At 73.4% G+C, this 25,093-nt stretch carries 15 protein-coding genes; 10 read left to right on the forward strand and 5 right to left on the reverse strand.

Translation table 11 applies throughout. The features are described 5' to 3' along the window. Positions 1 to 107: 107 nt before the first annotated feature. Positions 108 to 1,904, forward strand: coding sequence for a chitinase (locus ACIQGV_RS29000; RefSeq protein ID WP_402499335.1), 1,797 nt, complete (start codon positions 108 to 110; stop codon positions 1,902 to 1,904). Here the strand turns inward: ACIQGV_RS29000 and ACIQGV_RS29005 are convergent. Together ACIQGV_RS29005 and gabT are read right to left on the reverse strand one after the other, a co-directional pair. Next, entirely contained in the window at positions 1,843 to 2,721 is an 879-nt protein-coding gene (locus ACIQGV_RS29005) for a phosphatase PAP2 family protein (RefSeq protein ID WP_402499337.1), read from the reverse strand. The genes ACIQGV_RS29000 and ACIQGV_RS29005 overlap by 62 nt on opposite strands. 122 nt (positions 2,722 to 2,843) lie before the next feature. Next, positions 2,844 to 4,178, reverse strand: a complete 1,335-nt coding sequence (gene gabT / locus ACIQGV_RS29010) for a 4-aminobutyrate--2-oxoglutarate transaminase (RefSeq protein ID WP_402499340.1) — start codon at positions 4,176 to 4,178, stop codon at positions 2,844 to 2,846. Positions 4,179 to 4,426: 248 nt separating this feature from the next. Here gabT and ACIQGV_RS29015 point away from each other — a divergent pair, with 248 nt between their 5' ends. The 3 genes from ACIQGV_RS29015 to ACIQGV_RS29025 all read left to right on the forward strand — a co-directional run bounded on the left by ACIQGV_RS29015 (position 4,427) and on the right by ACIQGV_RS29025 (position 9,797). After that, positions 4,427 to 6,520, forward strand: a complete 2,094-nt coding sequence (locus tag ACIQGV_RS29015) for an ATP-binding protein (protein WP_402499342.1) — start codon at positions 4,427 to 4,429, stop codon at positions 6,518 to 6,520. 114 nt (positions 6,521 to 6,634) lie between these two features. Then, positions 6,635 to 8,224, forward strand: a complete 1,590-nt coding sequence (locus tag ACIQGV_RS29020) for a PucR family transcriptional regulator (RefSeq protein ID WP_402499344.1) — start codon at positions 6,635 to 6,637, stop codon at positions 8,222 to 8,224. 127 nt (positions 8,225 to 8,351) lie between these two features. Further along, entirely contained in the window at positions 8,352 to 9,797 is a 1,446-nt protein-coding gene (locus ACIQGV_RS29025) for an aldehyde dehydrogenase family protein (protein WP_402499347.1), read from the forward strand. Positions 9,798 to 9,878: 81 nt separating this feature from the next. Here ACIQGV_RS29025 and ACIQGV_RS29030 read toward each other — a convergent pair whose 3' ends face one another. Then, positions 9,879 to 12,725 carry a glycoside hydrolase family 3 C-terminal domain-containing protein gene (locus ACIQGV_RS29030; protein ID WP_402499349.1) on the reverse strand — a complete coding sequence of 949 codons (2,847 nt, stop codon included), beginning with the start codon at positions 12,723 to 12,725 and terminating at the stop codon, positions 9,879 to 9,881. Positions 12,726 to 12,951: 226 nt separating this feature from the next. Here ACIQGV_RS29030 and ACIQGV_RS29035 point away from each other — a divergent pair, with 226 nt between their 5' ends. The 6 genes from ACIQGV_RS29035 (at position 12,952) to ACIQGV_RS29060 (ending at position 21,358) form a co-directional block, all read left to right on the forward strand. Next, the gene (locus tag ACIQGV_RS29035) at positions 12,952 to 14,640 is read left to right on the forward strand and encodes an extracellular solute-binding protein (protein WP_402499351.1); all 1,689 of its coding nucleotides are present in this window, start codon (positions 12,952 to 12,954) and stop codon (positions 14,638 to 14,640) included. A gap of 25 nt (positions 14,641 to 14,665) precedes the next feature. After that, positions 14,666 to 15,700 (forward strand): ABC transporter permease, encoded by a 1,035-nt coding sequence (locus ACIQGV_RS29040; protein ID WP_402499356.1) that lies wholly within the window; start codon positions 14,666 to 14,668, stop codon positions 15,698 to 15,700. Beyond that, positions 15,697 to 16,665, forward strand: coding sequence for a carbohydrate ABC transporter permease (locus tag ACIQGV_RS29045; protein ID WP_402499359.1), 969 nt, complete (start codon positions 15,697 to 15,699; stop codon positions 16,663 to 16,665). Before ACIQGV_RS29040 ends, ACIQGV_RS29045 begins: the two co-directional genes overlap by 4 nt. Before the next feature lie 195 nt (positions 16,666 to 16,860). Beyond that, entirely contained in the window at positions 16,861 to 17,193 is a 333-nt protein-coding gene (locus ACIQGV_RS29050; protein ID WP_402499362.1) for a hypothetical protein, read from the forward strand. Beyond that, the gene (locus tag ACIQGV_RS29055) at positions 17,190 to 19,154 is read left to right on the forward strand and encodes a beta-galactosidase (protein ID WP_402499365.1); all 1,965 of its coding nucleotides are present in this window, start codon (positions 17,190 to 17,192) and stop codon (positions 19,152 to 19,154) included. Before ACIQGV_RS29050 ends, ACIQGV_RS29055 begins: the two co-directional genes overlap by 4 nt. Next, positions 19,151 to 21,358, forward strand: coding sequence for a glycosyl hydrolase family 95 catalytic domain-containing protein (locus ACIQGV_RS29060; RefSeq protein WP_402499367.1), 2,208 nt, complete (start codon positions 19,151 to 19,153; stop codon positions 21,356 to 21,358). The genes ACIQGV_RS29055 and ACIQGV_RS29060 overlap by 4 nt, the downstream gene beginning before the upstream one ends. A gap of 155 nt (positions 21,359 to 21,513) precedes the next feature. Here ACIQGV_RS29060 and ACIQGV_RS29065 read toward each other — a convergent pair whose 3' ends face one another. Together ACIQGV_RS29065 and ACIQGV_RS29070 are read right to left on the reverse strand one after the other, a co-directional pair. Continuing rightward, complete coding sequence (locus ACIQGV_RS29065; RefSeq protein ID WP_402499369.1) at positions 21,514 to 23,556, reverse strand: TIM-barrel domain-containing protein; 2,043 nt, start codon at positions 23,554 to 23,556, stop codon at positions 21,514 to 21,516. A 264-nt stretch (positions 23,557 to 23,820) separates the two neighbouring features. Continuing rightward, complete coding sequence (locus ACIQGV_RS29070) at positions 23,821 to 24,834, reverse strand: LacI family DNA-binding transcriptional regulator (protein WP_402499371.1); 1,014 nt, start codon at positions 24,832 to 24,834, stop codon at positions 23,821 to 23,823. Positions 24,835 to 25,093 lie beyond the last annotated feature (259 nt).

Raw genomic sequence — 25,093 nt, forward strand, 5'->3', positions numbered from 1 at the left:
GTCCCCGGGCGGGAGGCCGTCTCGGGCGAGAGGTCTTGACCACTCGATTGGTCTGGACCAAGCTGGCTGCGCTCCACCCTCCAATTCCCCCATGCCCGGAGGCACTTGTGGACCGCACCAGACCCCTGGTCGCTCTTCTGACGGCCACGGCACTCGCCGTGCCCGGTATCACCGCGCTCTCGTCGGCCGCCCGTGCGGCCGACGCCGATCTGGCGCGCAACGGCGGCTTCGAGGCGGGCCTCGACGGCTGGACGTGCACGGCGGGCACGACCGTCACCTCACCCGTGCGCACCGGCACCCGCGCGCTGCAGGCGACCCCGGCCGGCAGCGACAACGCCCGCTGCGCGCAGACGGTGACCGTGCAGCCGGACGCGCAGTACACGCTGTCCGGCCATGTCCGGGGCTCGTACGTGTACCTCGGCGCGAGCGGCACCGGCACGACCGACGTCTCGGCCTGGACCCAGTCGGCCCCCGACTGGCAGCGGCTGACCACCACCTTCCGCACCGGACCGTCCACCACCCGCGTCACGATCCACACCCACGGCTGGTACGGCACCGGCGCCTACCACGCCGACGACATCTCCCTCGTCGGTCCCGGCGCGAGCCCCACGCAGCCGCCCGCCGCCCCGACCGGTCTGCGCACCGGCACGATCACGTCCTCCGGTGTCGGCCTGTCCTGGACGGCCGTCGCCGGAGCGACGGGCTACGCCGTCTACCGCGACGGCGTGAAGGTCCAGACGGTGACCGGCACCTCGGCCACGGTCACCGGCCTGTCACCCGCCACCGCCTACGCCTTCCAGGTCGCGGCCGTCAACGACGCGGGCGAGTCCGCGCGCTCGGCGACGGTCACCGCGACCACCGCCCCGGGCGGCGGCGGAGGCGACTCCGGCCTCCCGGCCCACGCCCTCGTCGGCTACCTCCACGCCACCTTCGCCAACGGCTCCGGCTACACCCGTCTGGCCGACGTCCCCGACAGCTGGGACGTCATCGACCTGGCCTTCGGCGAGCCCACCTCGGTCACCTCCGGCGACATACGCTTCGACCGCTGCCCGGTCGCCGAGTGCCCGAACGTGGAGAGCGACGCCGAGTTCAAGGCCGCGATCCGGGCCAAGCAGGCGGCCGGCAAGAAGGTGCTGATCTCCATCGGCGGACAGAACGGCCAGGTGCAGCTCACCACGGCAGCCGCCCGGGACACCTTCGTGTCCTCCGTCTCGAAGATCATCGACGAGTACGGCCTGGACGGTCTGGACATCGACTTCGAGGGCCACTCGCTGTCCCTGAACGCCGACGACACCGACTTCAGGAACCCGAGGACACCGGTGATCGTCAACCTGGTCTCCGCCGTGAAGACCCTGAAGGCCCGGTACGGCTCCCGGTTCGTGCTGACCATGGCCCCGGAGACGTTCTTCGTCCAGCTCGGGTACCAGTACTACGGCACCGGCAAGTGGGGCGGCCAGGACCCGAGGGCGGGTGCCTATCTGCCCGTCATCCACGCACTGCGCGACGACCTGACGCTGCTGCACGTCCAGGACTACAACTCCGGCCCGATCATGGGCCTGGACAACCAGTACCACTCCATGGGCGGCGCCGACTTCCACATCGCCATGACCGACATGCTGCTCACCGGCTTCCCCGTGGCGGGCGACGCGAACAACGTCTTCCCGCCGCTGCGGCCCGACCAGATCGCGATCGGCATGCCCGCGTCGACGAACGCCGGCAACGGGTACGTGGCCCCCGCCGAGGTCGTGAAGACCCTGGACTGCCTGACGAAGAGGACCAACTGCGGCTCGTACGCCACCCACGGCACCTGGCCCGCGCTGCGCGGCCTGATGACGTGGTCGGTCAACTGGGACCGTTTCTCGAACTGGGAGTTCCGGCGGACCTTCGACGGCTACTTCGGCTGACGGCCGCGGCGCGGCCCGTGCACAGGACGTACAGCGTCAGCAGCACCGCGCCCAGGCACCAGCTCGCCAGCACGTCCAGCGGCCAGTGGTAGCCACGCCGGACGAGTCCGTAGGAGGTGCCGAGCACCAGGGCCGCCGCGACGGCGGTCGCCGTCCGGCGGTCGCGGCGGCGCGGCAGCCACGGCAGGAGCAGCAGGGCCGCCGTCCCGTAGGCGACGGCGGCCGTCGCCGTGTGCCCGGACGGGAAGTAGCCGGTGGCGGGCGGGACGAGCGGGGTGCCGGGACGGTCGGTCAGCTCCTTGACCGGGACCACGATCGCCGGGACGAGCGCCATGAGCAGCCCCGCGGCGACGGCCGGCCGCCACCAGCCCGCCGCACCCGTGCTCCGGGCCCGCCGGGCCGCGTACGCCGCGGCGAGCGCGAGGACGGGGACGGCCACCGCCACACCGCCCAGGTCGGAGAGGAGCTCGCCCGCACGGTCCGGCTCGGCCAGCGCGCGGCTGACCCGGGCGTCCAGCCGCAGCAGCGGCCCGTCGGCGACGACCTGCCAGGTCGTCAGCCCGAAGAGCACGGCCGGCAGCACGAGGAGAAGGAAAAAGGTCGGCCGTCCCGGAACAGGGGGGGTGGTTCCGGGGCGGCCGAACGGACCGGAACGCCGCGCGCCCCGGGGGGTTTGGGGCGAGCGACCGTCCGATCGGTGAGGAGATCCGGAGCCCGAGGCTCCGTGTGTGTGCGCGAGGGCACGACCAGGTCGAAGCTGGGGAGGCCCCGGCCTGGACTCACCCGCAGAACCCTGCGAGCGGGGTGTATCTCTCATCTGCTCAGAACCTACGGCAGGAGGTGGGGCAGGCACAGCCGGAACGGCGTCCTGCCATCCACCCCGCACACGTTCTTCACACGGTCTGCCGCAGCGGGCCTTCAGAGGTGCGGACCAGCCGCTCAGATGCGCGCGAAAGCCTGCTCGATGATGTCGAGACCCTCGTTCAGCAGGTCGTCGCCGATCACCAGCGGCGGCAGGAAGCGCAGCACGTTGCCGTAGGTGCCACAGGTCAGGACCAGCAGGCCCTCGGCGTGGCACGCCTTGGCGAGCGCGGCGGTCGCCTCCGGGTTCGGCTCCTTGGTGGCGCGGTCCTTGACCAGCTCGATGGCGATCATGGCGCCGCGGCCGCGGATGTCGCCGATGATGTCGAACTTCTCGGCCATGGCGGTGAGGCGTGCCTTCATGGTCGCCTCGATGTTCTTCGCCCTGGCGTTGAGGTCCAGCTCCTTCATCGTCTCGATGGAGCCGAGCGCACCGGCGCAGGCCACCGGGTTGCCGCCGTAGGTGCCGCCCAGGCCGCCGGCGTGCGCGGCGTCCATGATCTCGGCGCGGCCGGTCACCGCGGCCAGCGGCAGACCGCCGGCGATGCCCTTGGCGGTGGTGATCAGGTCCGGGACGATGCCCTCGTCCTCGCAGGCGAACCACTGGCCGGTGCGGCAGAAGCCGGACTGGATCTCGTCGGCGACGAACACGATGCCGTTGTCGTTCGCGAACTTCACGATCTCCGGCAGGAAGCCCTTGGCCGGCTCGATGAAGCCGCCCTCGCCGAGCACCGGCTCGATGATGATCGCGGCGACGTTCTCCGCGCCGACCTGCTTGCTGATCTGGTCGATGGCCTGGGCGGCGGCCTCGGGGCCGGCGTTCTCGGCGCCGGTCGGCCAGCGGTAGCCGTAGGCGACCGGGACACGGTAGACCTCGGGCGCGAACGGACCGAAGCCGTGCTTGTACGGCATGTTCTTCGCGGTCAGCGCCATCGTGAGGTTCGTACGGCCGTGGTAGCCGTGGTCGAAGACGACGACGGCCTGGCGCCTGGTGTACGCGCGGGCGATCTTGACGGCGTTCTCGACGGCCTCGGCGCCCGAGTTGAACAGCGCGGACTTCTTGGCGTGGTCACCCGGGGTGAGCTCGGCGAGGGCCTCGGCGACCTCCACGTAGCCCTCGTACGGGGTGACCATGAAACAGGTGTGGGTGAAGTCGGCGAGCTGGGCGCTCGCGCGGCGTACGACGGCCTCGGCGGAGGCGCCCACGGAGGTCACCGCGATGCCGGAGCCGAAGTCGATCAGGCGGTTGCCGTCGACGTCCTCGATGATGCCGCCGCCCGCGCGCGCGGTGAACACGGGCAGCACCGAGCCCACGCCCTGCGCGACCGCGGCGAGGCGGCGGGCCTGCAGCTCCTGCGACTTCGGGCCGGGGATGGCGGTGACGACGCGGCGCTCCTGCGGAAGTGCGGTCATGAGGGCTCCTGTGGGTCTTGCGGACGTCTTTACGGACGGTTTCCTTCTTTTGTCGCAGGCTAGGCCCGGTGAAGGGGGGTCGGCATGCTCCATGTGGGCGCTTTCTCGCACCGTGCTTGTCCGCCGTGGACATAGCACCGCGCGGGACGCCTGGCGCGTCCCCGGCCGCATAGCGGTGAACTCCCCTGGGGAGAGCGTTAGATTGGCCGCTGACGACGGATCCAGCGGCTGGTCAGGGGGCAAGGGCGATGGACGGCGACGGGACGCAGGACGCGCGGGGCACACAGGCGAACCCGGTGCCGCGTCCGGCGGGACCCCCGCGGATGCCGGCGGCTCCGCCGATGCCGGCCGCGCCGCCCCGGCCCGACGGGTCGGCGTTCCTGACGTGGCTGCGCGCACCGAGGCCGCAGGCCGCGCCCGGCGTGTGGCGCTTCGGGCACCGGCCGCGCGGGGCGGAGGAGCCCGATCCGGTGCCCGCCCGGCAGCTCCTCGGCGGCGCGCTGATCGCCTTCCTCGTGGGCTGGCTGATCTGGTCCCTGCTCCAGAACGGCTATCTGGGCGGCTGGTGGATACTGCCGCTGGAACTGCTCGTCCCCGACTCCTGGCTCGGCAGCGACAGCCGGCTCGGCAACGCGCTGCTCTACAACGGCTACACCTTCCTCGTCGCCCTCGCGATCATGGTCGGCGTGGGCCGGCTCGGCCGCTGGGGCGAGGTCTGGCGCCGGTTCGCCGCCCCGCGGCTGCGGCGCCGCGAGCCCGAGCAGACGCCGCCCGCCCCCGAGGAGGACCCCGCCCAGTGGCCGCAGCTGCGCGCGGCCGGGGCCGTCGACGCCGCCGACCGGCTCGCCGAGGAGGCGCGCGGCGGGCTCATGCGGGACGTCGACCACGCCCGGATCGCCCGCGCCTGGCAGGGCGTGCGCACCGGCCGGTTCGCCCTGGCCCAGTTCACCGGCGCGGTGCTCCAGGACGGCGCCGCCGCCTGTCTGCACCCCTCCGGCGAGCGCGACCTGCCCGCCCGGCACGCCCGCCACGACCTGCTCACCGGCCAGGTGCGGCTCGGCACCACCGCCGACGACCCCCGCAACCCCTACGCCTACCGGAGCGCCGGACTCGCCCTCGGCCCCGACCTGCTCGGCACGTCCCTGGTCGCGGTCGGGCCGGCCGGCTCCGGCAAGACCGGCAGTCTGGTGCGGCCGCTCACCGAGTCGCTGTGCCTGCACGCCCTCGCCGGGCGCGCGGCCGTCGTCGTGGTCGGCGCGGCGGGTGCCGGGCTCGGTCCCGCGGACGCCTTCGACGTCGTCGTCCGCATCGGCAACCCGGACTCCGTCCACGACCTCGACCTGTACGGCGGCACCACCGACCCGGACGAGGCGGCCGCCGTGCTCGCCGAAGCGCTGGCCGGGGACCTCGACGACGTCCGCCGCGCGACCACCGTGCTCGCCCAGCTCCTCGGCCCGTTCCGCGCCGTGCACGGCCGCTTCCCCGGCGTGCCCGAGCTGCGCGGACTCCTCGACGGCGACACCGCGCCCTTCGCCGAGCTGCGCCGGGCCCTGACGGAGACCGGGCAGGATTCGCTGCTCAGGGAACTGGACGCGCGCGAGCGGCAGCTGCGCCAGCCCGGCGACCCCGGCGGCACCCTCGCCGACCGGATCGCCCTGCTCGACCGCCCTGCGTTCGCCGGCTTCTTCGACACCTCGGGCCGGTCCCGGCCGTTCTCCCTCAAGGCCCTCGACCACCCGGTCCGGGTGCGCGTCGACCTGCCCGAGCGCGGCCACGCCGACGCCTCACGCATGCTGGCCCGGCTGGTGCTCGCCCAGTTCACCGCGAGCACGGCCGTACGGGAGGACCGGTCGCTGTTCGCCTGTCTGGTGCTGGACGACGCCACCGGGGTCGTCACCCCCGAGGCGGTGCGCGGCATCCAGCGGCTGCGGTCGTCCAACGCGGGGGTCGTGCTGACCCTGCGCACCCTCGACGACGTGCCCCGCCCGCTGCGCGGCCCGCTGCTCGGGGCCACCGGCTGCCGGATGGCCCTGTCCGGACTCACCCCCTGGGACGGGCAGGACTTCGCCGAGGTCTGGGGCAAGGAGTGGACCGAGGCCCGGGACGTCACCGACCGGCAGATCATCGCCGAGACCCCGGCCGGGAAGGCCGTGCACATGCTGCGCCGGGTGATCACCGGCAAGGCCCCCACCGCGCGGGCCGTCACCGTCCGGCAGGTCGAGCGGGAGCGGTGGTCCGCGTCCGAGCTGGCGCACGGCGTGCCGCCCGGGCACGCCGTGCTGTCGCTCACCACCGTCAAGGGCGAGCACGCGCCGCCGCTGCTGGTGGACCTGCGGAACTGAAGGCGCACGGGTAGGGAGGTGACCGTACGGTGAGGCAGAATCGAGGGAGGCCGTTCATACACCACGGCCAAAAGATCAGCCATGTGATCAGCCTCTTCCCGATCTGAAGGCCCCATGCCTCCCACGCTCGCCTCGCTCGTCCACCACTCCGCGCTCAAGCTGACCGTGCGGGCCGGCGAGGACCGCCTGGACGTCCCCGTGCGCTGGGCGCACGTCAGCGAGCTCGCCGACCCCGTGCCCTACATGGAGGGCGGCGAGCTGCTGCTGGTCACGGCGCTGAAGCTGGACGCCGAGGACCCGGACACCATGCGGCGGTACGTACGGCGGCTGGCCGGGGCGGGCGTCGTCGGGATCGGCTTCGCCGTCGGCGTCACCTACGACGAGATCCCCCAGGCGCTCGCCGACGCCTGCGAGCGGGAGGGACTGCCGCTGCTGGAGGTGCCCCGCCGCACCCCCTTCCTCGCCATCACCAAGGCCGTCTCCGCCGCCATCGCCGCCGACCAGTACCGGGCGGTCACCGCGGGCTTCGCCGCCCAGCGCGAACTGACCCGGCAGGCCCTGGGCGACGCCCCCGAGGGGCTGCTCGCCGCGCTCGCCGCCCAGCTCGACGGATGGGCCGCGCTGTACGACGCCTCCGGGGCCGTCGTCGCCGCCGCGCCGGAGTGGGCCGGCCGGCGTGCCGCCCGCCTCACCGCCGACGTCGAGCGGCTGCGCGAGCGGCCCGCGCCCGCCAGTTCCGTGGTGGGCGGGCCCGAGCACGAGGACCGCGTCGAGCTGCACTCCATCGGCACCGGCCGCCGCCCCCGCGCCGCCCTCGCCGTCGGCACCGCGTCCGCCCCCGGCACCGCCGAGCGCTACGCCGTCCACTCGGCCATCGCCCTGCTCACCCTCACCACCGAACGCTCCCGCTCGCTGCAGGCCGCCGAGCAGCGCATCGGCGCGGCCGTGCTGCGGATGCTGCTCGCCGGGGAACCCGACCACGCCCGCGCGGTCGCGGGCGACCTGTACGGGGGACTGCTGGACGCGCCCTTCCGGATCGCCGTCGCCGAGTGCACGGCGGCGCCGGGCCGCTCCGACGCGTTCGGCTCCCTCACCGAACTGCTGGAGTCGGCGGCCGCCCGCGCCGGGGAGGCCGTCCTCGTGGTGCCCGAGGGGGAGCGGCTGGTGATCCTGGCCGCCGACGCGGGAGCGGCGGTGGGGGCCTGTCTGGAGCACGCGGCGGACCGCGAGGCCGTCCGCACCGGCACGACCGTGCGGGAGCAGGCCGCGGGGGACGAGGGGGAACCGGTCGTCGGACTGTCCGCGCCCGCCGGGCCGACCGCCGCGGCCGCCGCCTACAGACAGGCCGAGCAGGCGCTGTCGGTGGCCCGCCGGCGCGGCCGCGTCCTCGTCGAGCACGAGCGGCTCGCCGCCGGGTCGGTGCTGCCGCTGCTCGCCGACGACGCCGTGAAGGCGTTCGCCGACGGGCTGCTGCGGGCGCTGCACGAGCACGACGCCACCGGCCGCGGCGACCTCGTGGCCTCCCTGCGGGCCTGGCTGTCCCGGCACGGCCAGTGGGACGCGGCCGCCGCCGACCTCGGTGTGCACCGGCACACCCTGCGCTACCGGATGCGGCGGGTGGAGGAGATCCTCGGACGTTCCCTGGACGACCCGGACGTCCGTATGGAGCTGTGGCTGGCGCTGAAGGCGACCACGCCCGAGTAGCAGGCCAAAGCGGCACACCCCCGCAGCCGACTGCTACGGATCGGACAACCCCGCCGTCCGCGCCCCGCGCCTACCGTGGATCCGACAGACACCAAGCACACCTCTACGCGGAAGGGCCGGGACTCGAATGACCGCCACCCACGCCTTCTGGCTCGCCGGCCGTCAGGCCACCGGCACGGACACCTTCGACGTGACCAACCCGTTCGACGGCCGTCTCGTCGGCAAGGTCAGCGTCCCGACCGAGGCCCAGGTCGAGGAGGCCGTCGCCGCCGCGCACGGCGTGCTCGACGAGTTCGCCGCCACCCCGGCCCATGTGCGTGCCGCCGCCCTCGACCACGTCTCCAGGCGGCTGGCCGAGCGCACCGAGGAGATCGCCCAGCTGATCTCCGCCGAGAACGGCAAGCCGGTCAAGTGGGCCCGCGGCGAGGTCGGCCGTGCCGTGTCCGTCTTCCGCTTCGCGGCCGAGGAGGCCCGCCGCTTCAACGGCGGCGAGGCCCAGCGCCTGGACACCGACGCCGGCGGCGTCGGCCGTCTCGGCCTGACCCGCCGCTTCCCCAAGGGCGTGGTCCTCGGCATCGCGCCGTTCAACTTCCCGCTGAACCTGTGCGCCCACAAGATCGCCCCGGCCATCGCCGTCGGCGCGCCGATCATCCTCAAGCCGGCCCCGGCCACCCCGCTGTCCGGCCTGATCCTCGGTGAGCTGCTCGCCGAGACGGACCTGCCGGCCGGTTCCTGGTCCGTGCTGCCGGTCCTCAACGAGGCCATGCCCGCCCTGGTCCAGGACGAGCGCCTGCCGGTGATCTCCTTCACCGGTTCGGACAAGGTCGGCTACGCGATCCAGCAGTCGGTGCCGCACAAGCACTGCACGCTGGAGCTGGGCGGCAACGCCGCCGCCGTCGTGCTCGGCGACTGGTCCTCCGAGGCGGACCTGGACTGGGCGGCGACCCGGATCGCCACCTTCTCCAACTACCAGGCCGGCCAGTCCTGCATCTCCGTGCAGCGCGTGATCGCCGACGCCTCCGTCTACGACCGCCTGGCCGAGAAGGTCGTCGCCGCCGTCGAGGCGCAGGTCACCGGTGACCCGGCCGCCGACTCCACCGACGTGGGCCCGCTGGTCAGCGAGGACGCGGCGAAGCGCGTCGAGTCCTGGGTGAACGAGGCCGTCCAGGCCGGCGCCAAGCTCCTCACCGGCGGCACCCGTGAGGGCGCCACCTACGCGCCGACCGTCCTCGCCGAGCTGCCCGCGGGCGTCACCCTCGCCACCGAGGAGGTCTTCGGCCCGGTCCTCAGCCTGCACAAGGTCGACGGCGAGGCCGAGGCGTTCGCCGCGGTCAACGACTCCAAGTTCGGCCTCCAGGCGGGCGTGTTCACCCACGACCTCCAGACGGCCTTCCGCGCCCACCGCGCCCTGGAGGTCGGCGGCGTGATCATCGGCGACGCCCCCTCCTACCGTGCCGACCAGATGCCGTACGGCGGTGCCAAGCAGTCCGGCGTGGGCCGCGAGGGCGTCCGGTACGCCATGGACGACTACACCTACGAGCGGGTCCTGGTCCTGACCGGCCTCGCCCTCTGACCCGGTCCCGCGAACACGACGGCCGGAGCCCACTGTGCGGGGGCTCCGGCCGTCGCCGTGCCGCCGGCCCGCTCCGGACCCTCAACCGGAGAAGCCGACGTGCGCGAGCCGCAGCGGGCCGCGCAGCCTGAGGTGGACGTCGTGGACGCCCGCGGCGGTCAGCCGGGCGGCCACGACGGTGTAGTCGTACGGCCCTGAGGCGGGTGCCTCCAGCACGGCGAGGACCGGGCCGCCGTCCAGGGACAGTTCCAGCACGCCCTCCCCGGCCAGCTCCGCGTGGACCCCGGTGACGCCGGCGCCGAAGCCGCAGTCCCGGAAGACGAGTTCGCCGGTGCCTCCCGCCACGGCCGTCACCGCGTCGCCCGACACCTTGGAACGGTCGACGATCTCGGTGCCGCTCTGCTCGTCGAAGTCGGCCGCCGCGAGGCCGCGCCCGAGCACGGGCCGGGGCCCGGTGGGCTCACCGCCGAGCGTCACCGTCGTCCGCAGCCGGACGTCCTCGCTGGAGGCGCCCGCCAGCAGTTCGTACGGGCCCGGCTCCACCCGGAGGCGGCCGAGCGCCACGTCCCAGAACGCGAACTCCCCGAGCCCCACCGTGAAGTGCAGTTCGGCGCGCTCGCCGGGCGCCAGACGCACCCTGCGGTGCGCGACCAGCTGACGGCGCGGCCGGACCACGGACGGGGCGGCCGCGCGCACGTACAGCTGGGCGACCTCGTCGGAGGCCGTGTCCCCGGTGTTGGTGACGCCGAAGGACACATGCACCGCGTCGTCGCCCACGCGCGCGACCGGATCACCGTACGCGAACGTCGTGTACGTCAGACCGTGGCCGAAGGGGAACTGCGGGACGCCCTCGAAGTACAGGTACGTCTGGCGGCCGCCGATGACGTCGTAGTCGAGCAGGCCCGGCAGGTCGGCGTCACGGCCGTACCAGGTCTGCGGCAGCCGGCCGGCGGGGGAGACGTCACCGGCCAGCACCCGGGCCAGCGCGGTCCCGGCCGCCTGGCCGCCGTGCGCGGTCCACAGCACTGCGGCGAGCGGACCCGGCTCGACGGCGTACGGATACGCGGAGACCAGCGCCAGCACGGTGCTCGGGTTCGCCGCGCGCGCGGCGCGCAGCAGCCGCCGCTGATGGCCGGGCAGCCGCAGCGTCGTACGGTCCTCGGTCTCCCGGCCGTTGATGTGCGGGTCGTTCCCCGCGACGACCACCACCACGTCCGCCCCGGCCGCCGCCCGGGCCACGCCGTCCTCGCCGTGCTCGACGACGACCACCTCGAACACCTCACCCGTCTCCGCGGAGTCACCGGCAACCTTCACGCCGCCGGCGGCGACGCACACGGGGCGGCCCGTCCCCAGGTGCCGGAGGAGGTGACCCGTTCCATGCGGTTCGAGGCGGAACGTCTCCTGCACGACCCAGCCGCCCGGCTGGCCGGCGGAGGCGCGCAGGAACCCGTCGCCGGCGACCGACAGGTACCGGCCGTCCGGCGCGCGCAGGGTGAGCACGCCCTCGCCCCAGTCCGCCAGGGCCAGCTCGGTGCCGTCCGCGTCCGCCGTCAGCGGCGGCAGGTCGGTGCGGCCGGCCAGCAGCGCCGGGTCCAGGGCGCCCTGTGCACCGCGCACCTCGTCGGCTGTGTCCCCGGCCTCGGGAACCCGCAGGAAGCGGCCGTCGGCCGTGCGCAGCCGCACCCGGTCCACGCCCTCCGCGAACTGCACCCGCTCCGCGCCGAACCGCTCGTACAGGCCCTCCAGCGGGGTGGAGCGGTGGATCAGCGTGCCGCTGTACCAGTCGAGCTTGCACTCGTCGGCGAGCAGTCCGACGACGGCGATCCGGGTGTCCGGGGCCAGCGGCAGCGTGCCGTCGTTCTTCAGCAGCACGATCGCCTGCTCGGCGGCCTCTTGGGCGAGGTCCCGGTGCGCGGGGGTGTCGAAGGCGTCCGGGTCGTCGTGGCCGCCGTACCCGTCGGTCCCGTCGAACTCGCCGAGCCGGAAGCGGACCGAGAGCTGGCGGCGTACGGCGGTGTCGACGTCCGCCTCGGTCAGCAGGCCCCGCTCCAGTGCGCCCCGCACCCGGCCGACGGTCCGCGAGGAGTCGGTGCCGTGGTCGGTGAAGCTGTCGACGCCGGCCAGGACCGCGGCGGCGGTCGCCTCCTCGTGGGTGGCGAAGTAGTGCTCGGAGTCGACCAGGTTGGACGGCGCGCCCGCGTCCGAGCAGACCAGCAGGTCCTCCTCGGTCCAGGTGCGCAGGTGCTCGCGCAGATACGGCGAGACGTGGTTGGGGCGGCCGTTGACCAGGTTGTAGGCCGGCATCACCCCGGCCACCGCGCCCGCCTCGACGGTCTCGCGGAAGGCGCGCAGGTCGTACTCGTGCAGCACCCGCGGGCGCACGGAGGCCGACGAGGTGTCCCTGGCCGTCTCGTTGTTGTGCGCCAGCCAGTGCTTGAGCACCGGGGCCGTGCGCCAGTGCACCGGATCGGGGCCGCGCAGGCCGTGGGTGTAGGCGGTGGCGAGGGCGGAGGTGAGCTTCGGGTCCTCCGAGTAGCCCTCCTCGTTGCGGCCCCACAGCGGGTGGCGCAGCAGGTTCACCGTCGGCGACCAGACGTTCAGGCCCACCCGGCCGTCACGGGCGCGCATCGCGCGCACCTCCCGCGACACGGCCTCGCCGACCCGGCGGACCAGGTCCTCGTTCCAGGTCGCGCCGAGCCCGACCGCCTGCGGGAACACCGTCGCCGGGCCCATCCAGGCGACGCCGTGCAGGGCCTCCTGCCCGGTGCGGAAGGCGGCGACGCCGAGGCGTTCCACGGCGGGCGCGAACTGGTGCAGGAACGGCACCTTCTCGTCGGGCGTCAGCCGCGACAGCAGATCGTCGACACGCTTCGCGAGCGGCAGGCGCGGATCGCGGAACGGCGGCACGGGCGGCGTGGAAGCGGTCACGTGGGGTTCCCCTTGGAATGGCTTTCGAAGCGCTTCGATGCTCATTCGACCCAGGGGCAGGTGTCAAGACGTATGACATCGCGAACCAGATGCACCCAAGTGCGGAAAGCCCTCTGAGTCGTTGGCGGGCCGTGGGGAATCTTGGGATCGACCCTTGTGCGCCCCTCGGCGTTCACTTAACCTCGCAGCAACATCGAAGCGCTTCGACTCCCGAAGGGTTGACGCAATGACGCCGAACGCCGCTTCCTCCGCCCCCAGCCGGAGAAGCTTCCTCGCCTCCACCGCGGTGGCCACCGCGGCGGTGGCCGGGGGCATGCCGCTGCTCGCCGCGTGCGGCGGCTCCGACGGAGGCTCGCGCGACGGCACCACGTCGGGCAAGGACGCCGAGAAGCTGCTGCCGGCGTACGTGGCCAGCGGGGTGGTGACCCCGGACATCCCGGCCAGGAACGGCTCCGCCGTCGGCTTCACCGGCAGGCTCGACCTCGCGGGACTGAAGACCTCGGTGCCGAAGAAGCTCGGCAAGGGCGGCCGGGTCACCGTCATGTCACCGTTCTGGGGCTCGCCCCCGAAGCCGGACAACGCCTACTACCGGGGCATGAACGACCTGATCGGCGTCGACGTCCGCTGGCAGAACCAGGACGGCAACACCTACGAGCAGAAGCTCGGCGCGGTCCTCGCCTCCAGCGACGTCCCGGACGTGGTGGTCGTCCCCGGCTGGAACATGAACGGCCGCATACCCAGCGCCGTCATCAGCAAGTTCGCCGACCTCGGCCCCTATCTGTCCGGCGACGCCGTCAAGGAGTACCCGAACCTCGCGGCGATCCCCACGGACGCCTGGCGGCGCTCCCTCTTCGGCGGCCGGCTCCTCGGTCTGCCCCAGCCCGCCCCCTCCGTCACCGGGATCGTCCCGCTCTACCGCAGGGACGTCTTCGAGAAGGAGGGCTACGAGGTCCCGCGCTCCGCGGACGAGTTCCTGGCCCTGGCCAAGGACATCACGAACGCCAGGGCCAGGCGCTGGGCGTGCCTGGACATGAAGTGGACCGCGTTCCAGATGTTCGGCGTGCTCTCCGGCAGCGAGAAGCCGCTCGGCTGGAACCTCGTCGACGGCAGACTGGTCAACCGCGTCGAGACCGACGAGTTCCTCGAAGCGCTGGAGTGGACCCGCAAGCTCTTCGCCGCGGACGTGGTGCACCCGGACGCCCTGCTGGGCAAGAGCCAGGCCACCGACCCCGGCCCCAAGTTCGCGGCCGGCGAGTTCCTGGTCTACGCCAACAACATCTCCCAGTGGTGGAGCCGCACCGCCGAACAGGCCGTGCAGAACCCCGGCTTCGAGGTCTGGGGCATGGACGTCTGCGGCCACGACGGAGGCGAGCCGGTCCTGTGGGCCGAACAGCCCGCGGGCATCTTCGCCTTCGTCAGCAAGAAGGCCCCGGAGCCGGTGATCCGTGACGTGCTGGCCGTCGCCAACGTCACCGCCGCGCCGTACGGCACCAAGGAGTACATGATGACCAACTACGGTGTGGAGGGCACCCATTACTCCGTGAAGGACGGCGTCCCCACCAAGACGGACCAGGGCAACATCGACGTGATGAACGCCTATGTGATGGTCGCGAGTCCCGCCGCCACCATCGCCCACCCCGACTTCCCCGAGGTCGCCAGGGGCCAGGTCGAGTGGCAGCAGCGGATGGGCGCCCTCACCCGGAAGTCCTCCTTCTACGGCATGCAGATCACCGAACCCGCCCGCTGGTCCAACCTCTACAGCGACTTCGAGCAGCTGGAGGACGACATCGTCCGCGGCCGCAGGAAGATCGGCGACATGCAGCAGGCCGTCGCCGAGTGGAGGAACAAGGGCGGCGACAAGCTGCGCGACTGGTACAAGCAGATCCTCGACGAGAACGGCTCGGCGGCCGGCTGACCCGACACCCAGGCAAGGAGAACCCGTGTCCCACAGCACGGTGCCTCGGAGCAGGGCCGAGGCCGGCACGACCGAGAAGGCCCCGGTGACGCGTGTCCGCGCCACCGGCCCCGGGCGGGGGCGACCCCCGGGAAGGCCGGGCCTGCGTCTCCGGCTCGGACGCGACCGGGTGCTCCTGCTGATGACCCTGCCGGCCGTCGCCCTGGTCCTGCTCTTCCACTACGTCCCGATCCTCGGCAACGTCGTCGCCTTCCAGGACTACGACCCCTACATCAGCGACAACGGCGTCGTCTCGATCCTGAACAGCCCCTGGGTGGGCCCGGAGAACTTCCGGCGGATCTTCGAGGACCCGGACTTCTGGAACGCGGTCACGAACACACTGGTGCTGTTCGTCCTCCAGCTCGTGCTCTACTTCCCGGTCCCGGTCCTGCTCGCGCTGCTCATCAACAGCGTGGTCAGGCCCCGGGTGCGGGCGGTCTCCCAGGCGATCCTGTATCTGCCGCACTTCTTCTCCTGGGTGCTGGTCGTCGCCGTATTCCAGCAGCTCCTCGGCGGCGCGGGCCTCCTCTCCCAGCTGCTGCGGCAGCACGGGTACGACGGGCTCGACATCATGACCGACCCGGAGACCTTCGCGTTCCTGATCACCGCGCAGTCCGTCTGGAAGGACGCCGGCTGGGGGATCATCGTCTTCCTCGCCGCGCTGGCGGCCGTGCCGGCCGATCTGTACGAGGCCGCCGCGATGGACGGAGCGAACCGCTGGCGCCGCATGTGGCACGTCACGCTGCCGGCCCTGCGGCCGGTGATCGCCCTGCTGCTGGTGCTGCGGGTGGGCGACGCGCTCACCGTCGGCTTCGAGCAGATCCTGCTCCAGCGCGACGCCGTCGGGCCAGGGGCGGCCGAGGTGCTCGACACCTTCGTGTGGTGGAACGGCGTCCGCAACCAGGACTTCGGCTACGCGGCCGCCGCAGGGCTCGTCAAGGGCGTCGTCAGTCTCGGCCTGGTCCTCGTCGCGAACAAGGCGGCCCATCTCATGGGCGAGCAGGGGGTGTACAAGAAGTGACCGCCACCGTCGGTGAACCCGCCGCCGTCGACCCGGCCACCGCCGTCGACGGACCCGCCGCGCCCCGCTGGTGGCAGGCGCCGCCCCGGCCGGTGTGGGAGGAGCGTCCCACCCGGGCCGGACTCGGGGCCAAGGGGCTGGTCCTGGCGCTGGCCTGCCTCGGGATCCTGTTCCCGCTGTGGATCGTCCTCGTCACCAGTCTGTCGTCCCGCAGGACGATCGACGAGGCCGGCGGGCTGGTGATGGTGCCCGGGGACATCACCTTCGTGGCCTACCGGGAACTGCTGGGCGGCGGACAGGTGACACGGGCCGCGGTCGTCAGCGTGGCCGTCACCCTCGTCGGCACGCTGTTCTCGATGACCGTGTCCGTCCTGTGCGCCTACGGGCTCTCGCGCACCGGCTCGCTCGGGCACCGCTGGATCCTCATGGTCCTGCTGGCGACGATGTTCTTCAGCGCCGGGCTGATCCCCACCTATCTGCTGGTGCAGTCGCTGGGACTGACCGACACCTATCTCGCGCTGATCCTGCCCGGCGCGATCAGCGTCTTCAACATCCTCGTCCTGCGCGGGTTCTTCATGGGCATCTCCCAGGAACTGATCGACAGCGCGCGCATCGACGGGGCCGGGGACCTCCGGATCCTCCGGCAGATCGTGATGCCGCTGTCCCGCCCCGTGATCGCGGTGATCACGCTGTTCTACGCCGTCGGGTACTGGAGCGCATGGTTCAACGCCTCGCTGTACCTCAACGACCAGGACATGATGCCGCTGCAGAACGTCATGATCCAGCTGGTGCAGAAGCAGGAGGCGCCGGTCGGGCTGGGCCAGGCCATCAAGACCGGTGAACTGTCCGGCCTGGCCGTGCAGATGGCCGTCATGGTGATGGCGCTGCTGCCGGTGGCCGTGCTGTCGCCCTTCGTCCAGCGGCACTTCAAGAAGGGCATGCTGACCGGCGCGGTGAAGGGCTGAGGCCCTGCGCGGTGGAGGACCGAGGCCCGGACGGGCCGGCGCCGTCCGCCGTCCTCCGCCGGGCCGCCCGTCGTGGCCGGCCGCACCGATGCGGCGGAAGCCGCATCCCGGTACGGCCCCGCACCCCTGAGACATCTCCCCTCCCCCCAGTCGTAGAGCTCAGTCGTAGAGCTCAGCCGTAGAGCGAGGTATGTCATGCGCGCACCCCGGCCCGACCGGCGAACCGTTCCCGCGGAGAGCGCGGCAGCCGCTGCTCCCGCGGCGCTGCCGCTGCCGGCCCCGGCCGCCCGGGCCGCGCCCGCCGTGAGCGGCTCCTGCCGTCGGCGCGACGCCGTCATCGGCGCCACCGGGGACCTCCCCGCCGCCGTGCACCGCTCCGACGACGGGGCGAGGGCCCGGGTGAGGACCGGCGACGACGCACACCGGCGGGGCCGGACCGGCGGGACCGCCACCGGCGGTCCCCGGCCGCACGGCTGCGTCCGCCTCCCCGTCCACGGCCGCGGCATCCCGTACGGGGAGCCCGTATGAAGCCGGCCCTCGCCACCGCGGGCCGCGGCCGCCTCCTCTTCGGCGGCGACTACAACCCCGAGCAGTGGCCCGAGGAGACCTGGCAGGAGGACGTCCGGCTGATGAAGGACGCCTCCGTCAACTCCGTCACCCTCGGCGTCTTCTCCTGGGCCCGGCTCGAACCCCGCCCCGGCGAGCGGGACTTCGGCTGGCTGGACCGGCTGATGGACCTGATGCACGGGCACGGCATCGGCGTCGTTCTCGCCACCCCGACCTCCGCCCCGCCGCCCTGGATGGGCCGGCTGCACCCCGAGACGCTGCCCCGCGACGCGGACGGCCGTATCGAGTGGTGGGGCGGACGCCAGCACTTCTCCCACTCCAGCGCCGTCTACCGCAGCCGTGCCGCCGCCGTCACCGAGGACCTCGCCGCCCGCTACGCCGGCCACCCCGCCCTCACGATGTGGCACATCAACAACGAGTACTGCACCTTCGACCACGGCGACGAGGCCGCCGCCGCCTTCCGCCGCTGGCTGCGCGCGCGGTACGGCACCCTCGACGCGCTGAACACCGCCTGGGGAACCGCCTTCTGGAGCCAGGGCTACGACACCTGGGACGGCGTCCTGCCCCCGCGCCGTGCCCACTACCTCAACAACCCCGCCCATGTGCTCGACTTCCGCCGCTTCACCTCGGACATGCTGCTGGAGTGCTTCACGGCCGAGCGCGACATCGTCCGCCGGCACACGCCGCACCTCCCCGTCACCACCAACTTCATGCCGCTGTGGACCGGCGTGGACGCCTGGCGCTGGGCCGAGGAGGAGGACGTCGTCTCCGTCGACCTCTACCCCGACCCGCGCGACCCCCTCGGCGCGCAGCGCGGCGCCCTCGTCCAGGACCTGACCCGCTCACAGGCCCGCGGCCCCTGGATGCTGATGGAACAGGCCGCCGGGGCCGTCAACTGGCGCGGGGTCAACCACCCGAAGCCGCGTGGCCTGAACCGGCTGTGGTCCCTCCAGGCGGTGGCCCGCGGGGCCGACGCCGTCTGCTACTTCCAGTGGCGCCAGTCCCGGCAGGGCGCGGAGAAGTTCCACTCCGGGATGCTCGGCCACGCCGGTGAGGAGGGCCGCACCTTCCAGGAGGTCAAGCGGATCGGCGCCGAACTGGCGCGGCTCGGCGAGGTCACCGGCACGGGCGTCACCGCGGACGTGGCGATCCTGCACGACTGGCACTCCTGGTGGGCCTGTGGCCAGGACGGCCGCCTCTCCGCCGAGGTCGACCACGCCGAGGTCCTGAACGCCTGGCACCGCGCCCTGTGGGAGGCCCGCCTCACCACCGACTTCGCCCACCCCGAGCACGACCTGAGCGGCTACCGGATGGTCGTCGTCCCCCAGGCGTACGTCCTGACCGACACGGCGATCGAGAACCTCCTGACGTACGTCCGCCGGGGCGGAACCCTCGTCAGCGGCTTCCTCACCGGCGTCGCCGACGAGGACGACCGGGTGCGGCCCGGCGGCATGGACGCCAGGCTGCGCGGCCTCTTCGGCATCCGCACCCTGCACGAGTGGTGGCCGCTGGAGGCGGGGGAGAGCGCCGGGTGCGACGGCTTCCGCGGCACCCTGTGGTCCGAGGAGATCGAGGCCGAGGACGGCGCCGGGGCGATCGCCTACCGGGGCGGCGAGCTCGACGGCCTGCCCGCCGTGCTCCGGCAGGGCCGCGCCTGGTACCTCTCCACCCTCCCCGAGCCGGAGGCACTGCGCGACCTGCTCGCGCGGATCGCCTCCGAGGCGGGTGCCCGGCCGGTGCTGGACGGCCTCCCCGCCGACGTCGAGGCCGTGCGCCGCGGTGAGCTGCTGTTCCTGCTCCACCACGGCCACGAGCCGGTCACCGTCACCGTGCCGGGCACCCACCGCGACCTCCTCACCGGCGAGACCCGCACGGACCGGGTCACCCTCGGCCGGTACGGCGTGGCGGTGCTGAAGCCATGACCCGGGACCTCGCCGGCGGCCCCGTCCACGGCACCTGGGAGCCCCGCCCCGCCATCCGCTGGGAGGACTCCTTCCTGACGGGCAACGGCCGTCACGGCGCCCTCGTGTCCGGCGACCCGGACGACGACCGGGTCGTCGTCACCCATCACGCCCTGGTCCGCCCCGACGGCACCCGGTCCGCCCGGCCGCCGCAGCTCGCCGAGGGACTGCGCGCCCTCCAGGACAGACTCCTCGCCGGCGACCTCACCGCCGCCGAGGAGTTCACCGACGGCCGCCCCCTGCAGTGGGTGCAGTCCTTCCATCCGGCCTTCGCCCTGCGCCTGAGAAGGCCGGGCGCACGCGGTGACGGCTACCGCCGCCGCGTCGACTTCGCCACGGGCGAGGTCACCGCCCGCACCCACGACTGGGCCAGCCGCGTCTTCGTCTCCCGTGCGGACGACGTGATCGTCCAGCACGTCACCGGCCCCGGCCTCACCCTCGGCCTGTCCCTCGACCACCGCCTGCCGGGCGTGCCCCGCGGCCTCGGTGTCGGCCACGGCGCCCACCTCACCCCCGAGGGCGCGGCGCTCACCCTGCGCGCCCGCTACCCGGACAGCGAACTCGCCTACACCGGAGTGACCCTCGCCGAGGTCACCGGCGGCACCACGGCCCTGGCCGCGCCCGGCATGCGGGTGGAGGGCGCTTCCTCGGTGCTGCTGCTCACCCGGGTGCACCGGCACACCGGCGAGCCGGACGTGCTCACGGAGACCCGCGCCCTGCGCGACCTGCTCGACGGAACGTCGTACGACGCTCTCCTGGACCGGCATCTGGCCCTGCACCGCACCGCCTACGGCCGCGTCACCCTCGACCTGGCCGCCGGCCCGGCCGAACGTGCCCTGCCCGGCTCGGAGCTGCTCGCGCGCACGCGCAGCCCGGCCCTGGTGGAGCGCCTCTTCGCGGCCGGCCGCTACCACCTGCTGTCCGCCTCCGGGCTGCTGCCGCCCCGGCTGACCGGGCTGTGGACCGGCGACTGGGACACGGCGTGGTCCGGCGCGTTCACCGCCGACGCCAACCTCAACCTCCAGACGGCCTGCGCGGCCGCGGCCGCCCTCCCCGAGGTCACCGAGGCCCTCGCCCGGCTCGTCCACGGCCACCTCGACGACTGGAGGGACAACGCGCGTGCCGTGTTCGGCGCCCGGGGCATCGTCGCCCCCGCCCACACCGACGGCGAGTCGGGGCACACGTATCACTTCTCCCGCGAGTACCCCCTCCACCTGTGGACCGCGGGCGCCGACTGGCTGCTCAAGCCGCTCGTCGACCATGACGAGACCCGCGGCGCCCGTGACCCGCGCACCGCCGAGGCGCTCGCCGAACTCGCGCTGTTCTACGAGGACTTCCTCACCCGTACCGACGCGGACGGCCGGCTCGTCGTCGTGCCGTCCTACTCGCCGGAGAACCGTCCGGCGAACGGCAGCTGGGGCGCGGTCAACGCGGCCATGGACCTGTCGGCGGCCCGTCACGCGCTGCTGACCGCGGCCGAGTACCACCCGCAGCACGCGGACCGCCGGCGCGCTCTCGCCGGCCGGCTGCCTCCCCACCGCGTCAACGCGGACGGCGCCCTCGCCGAATGGGCCTGGCCCGGCCTCGACGACAGCTACGACCACCGCCATCTCAGCCATCTCTACGGCGTGTGGCCGCTGGAGGAGGTCACCCCGTACGACACCCCCGAGCTGGCCGCCGCCGCGCACCGGGCGCTGCGGCTGCGGGGCGCCGAGAACGACTCCGCGCACGGCCATCTCCACCACGCGCTCGTGGCGGCCCGGCTGAGGGACGCCGACCGGGTCGGCAGCGCCCTCGGCCGGGTGCTCGACGGCGACTTCTTCCACGTCTCCCTGATGAGCGCCCACTACCCGCACCGGCACGTCTACAACGCGGACGCCGCCCACGCGCTGCCCGCCGTGCTCATCGAGGCGCTCGTCCAGTCGACCCCGCACCGGCTCGTCCTGCTGCCCGCCCGGCCGGGCGGCCTGCCCGAGGGCCGGCTGCGCGGCGTCCGGACCCGGTTCGGCGCCGAGGTCGACCTCGCCTGGAGCGGCGCCGCGGCGAGAGCGGTGATCCGGCCCGCGCGCACCTGCCGCGTGGACCTCAGAACCCCCTCCGGCGGCGGGCGGCCGCTCGCCCTCGTCGCCGGAGAGGAACGGGTCCTCACCCTGGGGACCCGGTAGTCCGTCACTTCCCCCACCCTTGGAAGGGACGCCATGGCACCGCGAATCCGCGGAAGGCTCCTCACCGCGGTCCTCGCCCCGGCGCCCGCGCTCGGCGCCCCGGCCGGTCGTCCGGCGTGCGGCCGGTCCCTCCCCCACGGGACCGGCCGCACGTGTCATCGGGCGATCGGCAGCTCGGCGCCGTCCCTCAGGAACAGCGGGACGCGGTCCAGCGGGGCGTCGACGGTCACGGCCGTACCGCCCTCGTACGCCGCACCGGTCCAGGCGTCCGTCCAGCGCGCCCCCGCCGGGAGATAGGCCGTACGGGCCGTCGCGCCCGCGGTCAGCACCGGGGCGACCAGCAGGTCCCGGCCGAACAGATAGGCGTCGTCCACCTGCCACGCCGTCTGGTCCCCGGGGAACTCCAGGAACAGCGGCCGCATCACCGGCAGTCCCTCCTCGTGGGCCTCCCGCATGACCCGCAGCACATACGGCCTGAGCCGCTCGCGCAGCCTCAGGTACTTCTCCAGGATCGCCCCGGCCTCCTCGCCGTAGGACCACACCTCGTTCGGGCCGCCGGTCATGTCCGGGCCCAGCTCCGTGCCCGGCTCGCGGAAGCCGTGCAGCCGCATCAGCGGGGACAGCGCGCCGAACTGGAACCAGCGGACCATCACCTCGCGGTAGTCCGGGTCGTCGGGGTCGCCGCCGTGGAAGCCGCCGATGTCGGTGTTCCACCAGGGGATGCCGGACAGCGCGGTGTTCAGGCCCGCCGCGATCTGGCGGCGCAGCGTCGCGAAGTCGGTGCCGATGTCGCCCGACCACAGGGCGGCGCCGTGGCGCTGGCTGCCCGCCCACGCCGAGCGGTTGAGGGTGATGACCTGCGGCTCGCCCTCCGCGAGCAGCCCTTCGTGGAAGGTGCGCGCGTTGTCCGCCGGGTAGAGGTTGCCGACCTCCAGACCCGGTCCGGCCCAGTAGCGCAGGTTCTCGGGGTAACCCGGCTTCAGCTCGGGCTCGCAGGCGTCCAGCCAGAACGCCGTGATGCCGTAGGGGCGCACGTAGTTGTCCCGCACCTTCGACCACACGAACTCCCGGGCGCCGGGGTTGGTGGCGTCGTAGAAGGCGACCTGGACGGTGGAGGCGACCTCCTTGTCCGGCCAGTCGGCGTGCGCGAGGGGCCCGTACTGGGTGCCGATGAAGTAGCCGCGCTGCTCCATCACCGGATGGTTCTCGGAGAGCGGTGACACCGACGGCCACACGCTCACCACCAGCTTCACGCCCAGTTCGTCCAGCTCACGGACCATCGCGGCCGGGTCCGGCCACTCCTTTGGGTCGAACTTCCACTCGCCGAGGTGCGTCCAGTGGAAGAAGTCGCACACGATCGCGTCGAGGGGCAGCCCGCGGCGCCGGTACTCGCGGGCCACCTCCAGCAGCTCGTCCTGCGTGCGGTAGCGCAGCTTGCACTGCCAGAAGCCGGCCGCCCACTCGGGCAGCATCGGGGTGCGGCCGGTCACCGCGCTGTAGCGGCGCTGGGCGTCGGCGGGGGTGCCCGCGGTGATCCAGTAGTCGATCTGGCGGGCGGAGTCGGCGACCCAGCGGGTGCCGTTGTGCGCGAGCTCCACCCGGCCGATCGCGGGGTTGTTCCACAGCAGGGTGTAGCCGCGGCTCGAGGTCAGCACCGGGATGCTCACCTCGGCGTTGCGCTGCACCAGATCCAGGACCAGGCCCTTCTGGTCGAACCGGCCGTGCTGGTGCTGGCCCAGGCCGTACAGCCGCTCGCCCTCGTAGGCGGCGAACCGCTGCTCCAGGCGGTGGTGGCCGCCCCCGACGGCGGTGTACAGGCGCGGTCCGGGCCACCAGAAGTGGGCGCGCTCCTCGGCGAGCAGCTCGCCGGAGTCGTCGGTGCGCAGGAAGCGGACCATGCCCTCGGCGTCGATGTCGACGGTGAGCGCGCCGACCGTCAGCCGCCCTCGGCCGTCCTCGGTCTTCACGGTGGAGGAGGTGGCTGGGGCCTCGTCGAGCAGGGCGCCCGGCAGCCCTTCGAGGACGGGCCCGCCGAGCCGGGCGCGCACCCGGACCGCGTCCGGACCCCACGGCTCGACGCGTACGGTCTCCTGGCGGCCGCTCCACTCCAGCGCGCCGCCCCGCTCGCGGAACGTGCCGACGGTGGGGGAGGACTGCGCGAGGCTGACCTTGGGCTGGATCTCGGCAGGCTGATTCACGGGGGTACTCCTGGGTGGCCGGAGGAGTGCAGACAAGGGGGTGCCCGGGCAGGGACATCGCGCAGACGGAGCGACGGCGGAGCGGGCTGGAGCGCGAGCGGGACGAGCGCGGGGCGAGGCGAGGGCGAGGCGAGGGCGCGAGGGCGAGGGCGAGGGCGGGAGCGCGAGGGCGAGGGCGAGGGCGGGAGCGCGAGGGCGAGGGCGAGGGCGGGAGCGCGAGGGCGAGGGCGAGGGCGCGAGCGCGGGAGTGCGGGCGAGCGCGGGTCAGGAGGCGGCCGGAGCCGGGCCCGAGCTCGCCCGGACCGTCAGCTCGGGCGCGATCAGCACGACCTCGTCGCCCTCGCGTCCGTCGAGTTTGGCCACCAGAAGCTCCACCGCGTGCCGGCCCATCTCCTGCGCGGGGACGGGGACGGACGTCAGGCGCACCGACGCCTGGGTGGCGACCTGGTCGGGGCAGACGGCGACGACGGACACGTCCTCGGGCACGGCCCGGCCCTGCTGGCGCAGCAGCGCGAGGAGCGGCTCGACGGCGGACTCGTTCTGCACGACGAACCCGGTGGTGCCCGGGCGTTCGTCGAAGACCCGGGCGAGCGTGGACGCCATCGCGTCGTAACCGCCCTCGCACGGCCGGTGCAGCAGCCGTACACCCAGCTCCCGGGAGCGGGAGCGCAGTCCGTCCAGGGTGCGTTCGGCGAAGCCGGTGTGCCGTTCGTACACCGCGGGCGCCTCGCCGATGACGGCCACGTCCCGGTGGCCGAGCGCGGCCAGCTGCTCCACGCACAGCGCGCCCGTCGCCGTCCAGTCGAGGTCCACGCAGGTCAGGCCGTCGGTGTCGGCGGGCAGCCCGATCAGCACGGACGGCTGCTCGGTGCCGCGCAGCAGCGGCAGCCGTTCGTCCTCCAGCTCGACGTCCATCAGGATCATCGCGTCGGCGAGCCCGCTGCCGGTGACCCGGCGTACGGCGTCGGGGCCCTCCTCGCCGGTCAGCAGCAGCACGTCGTAGCCGTGCGCGCGGGCGGTGGTGGCCACCGCGATGGCGATCTCCATCATCACCGGCACGTACAGGTCGGTGCGCAGCGGGATCATCAGCGCGATGATGTTGGACCGCTTGCCGGCCAGGGCACGGGCTCCGGCGTTCGGGTGGTAGCCCAGCTCCCTGATGCTCTGCTCGACCCGCCGGCGGGTGGTGGCGGAGATGGACCGCTTGCCGCTGAGGACATAGCTCACCGTGCTCGCCGACACTCCGGCGTGCTGGGCGACCTCGGCGAGGGTGACCATCCAGCTCTCCCAGCTTTGTGAAGCGCTTCGACAGTGCGCAGGTTTGACAGAGGCGAGTGAGGGTGGTTCGACAGTAGCTCCAGCGCGAGCGGGTGTCCATAGGCAGTCGAAGCGCTTCGACAGCTTTCTTCACGTCCGGCGGGTGCATGTGCACGGTCCCCCTCGGGAGGGGCCCGGCGCAACACGCACATCGCGTCGACATCGGCCGAACGGACGCGCGAGGACTGGTGAGGGCATCCGCTTTCAGGTACATACGATC

Source organism: Streptomyces sp. NPDC093094 (assembly GCF_044754345.1).
In the GTDB taxonomy this organism is placed as follows: Bacteria; Actinomycetota; Actinomycetes; order Streptomycetales; family Streptomycetaceae; genus Streptomyces.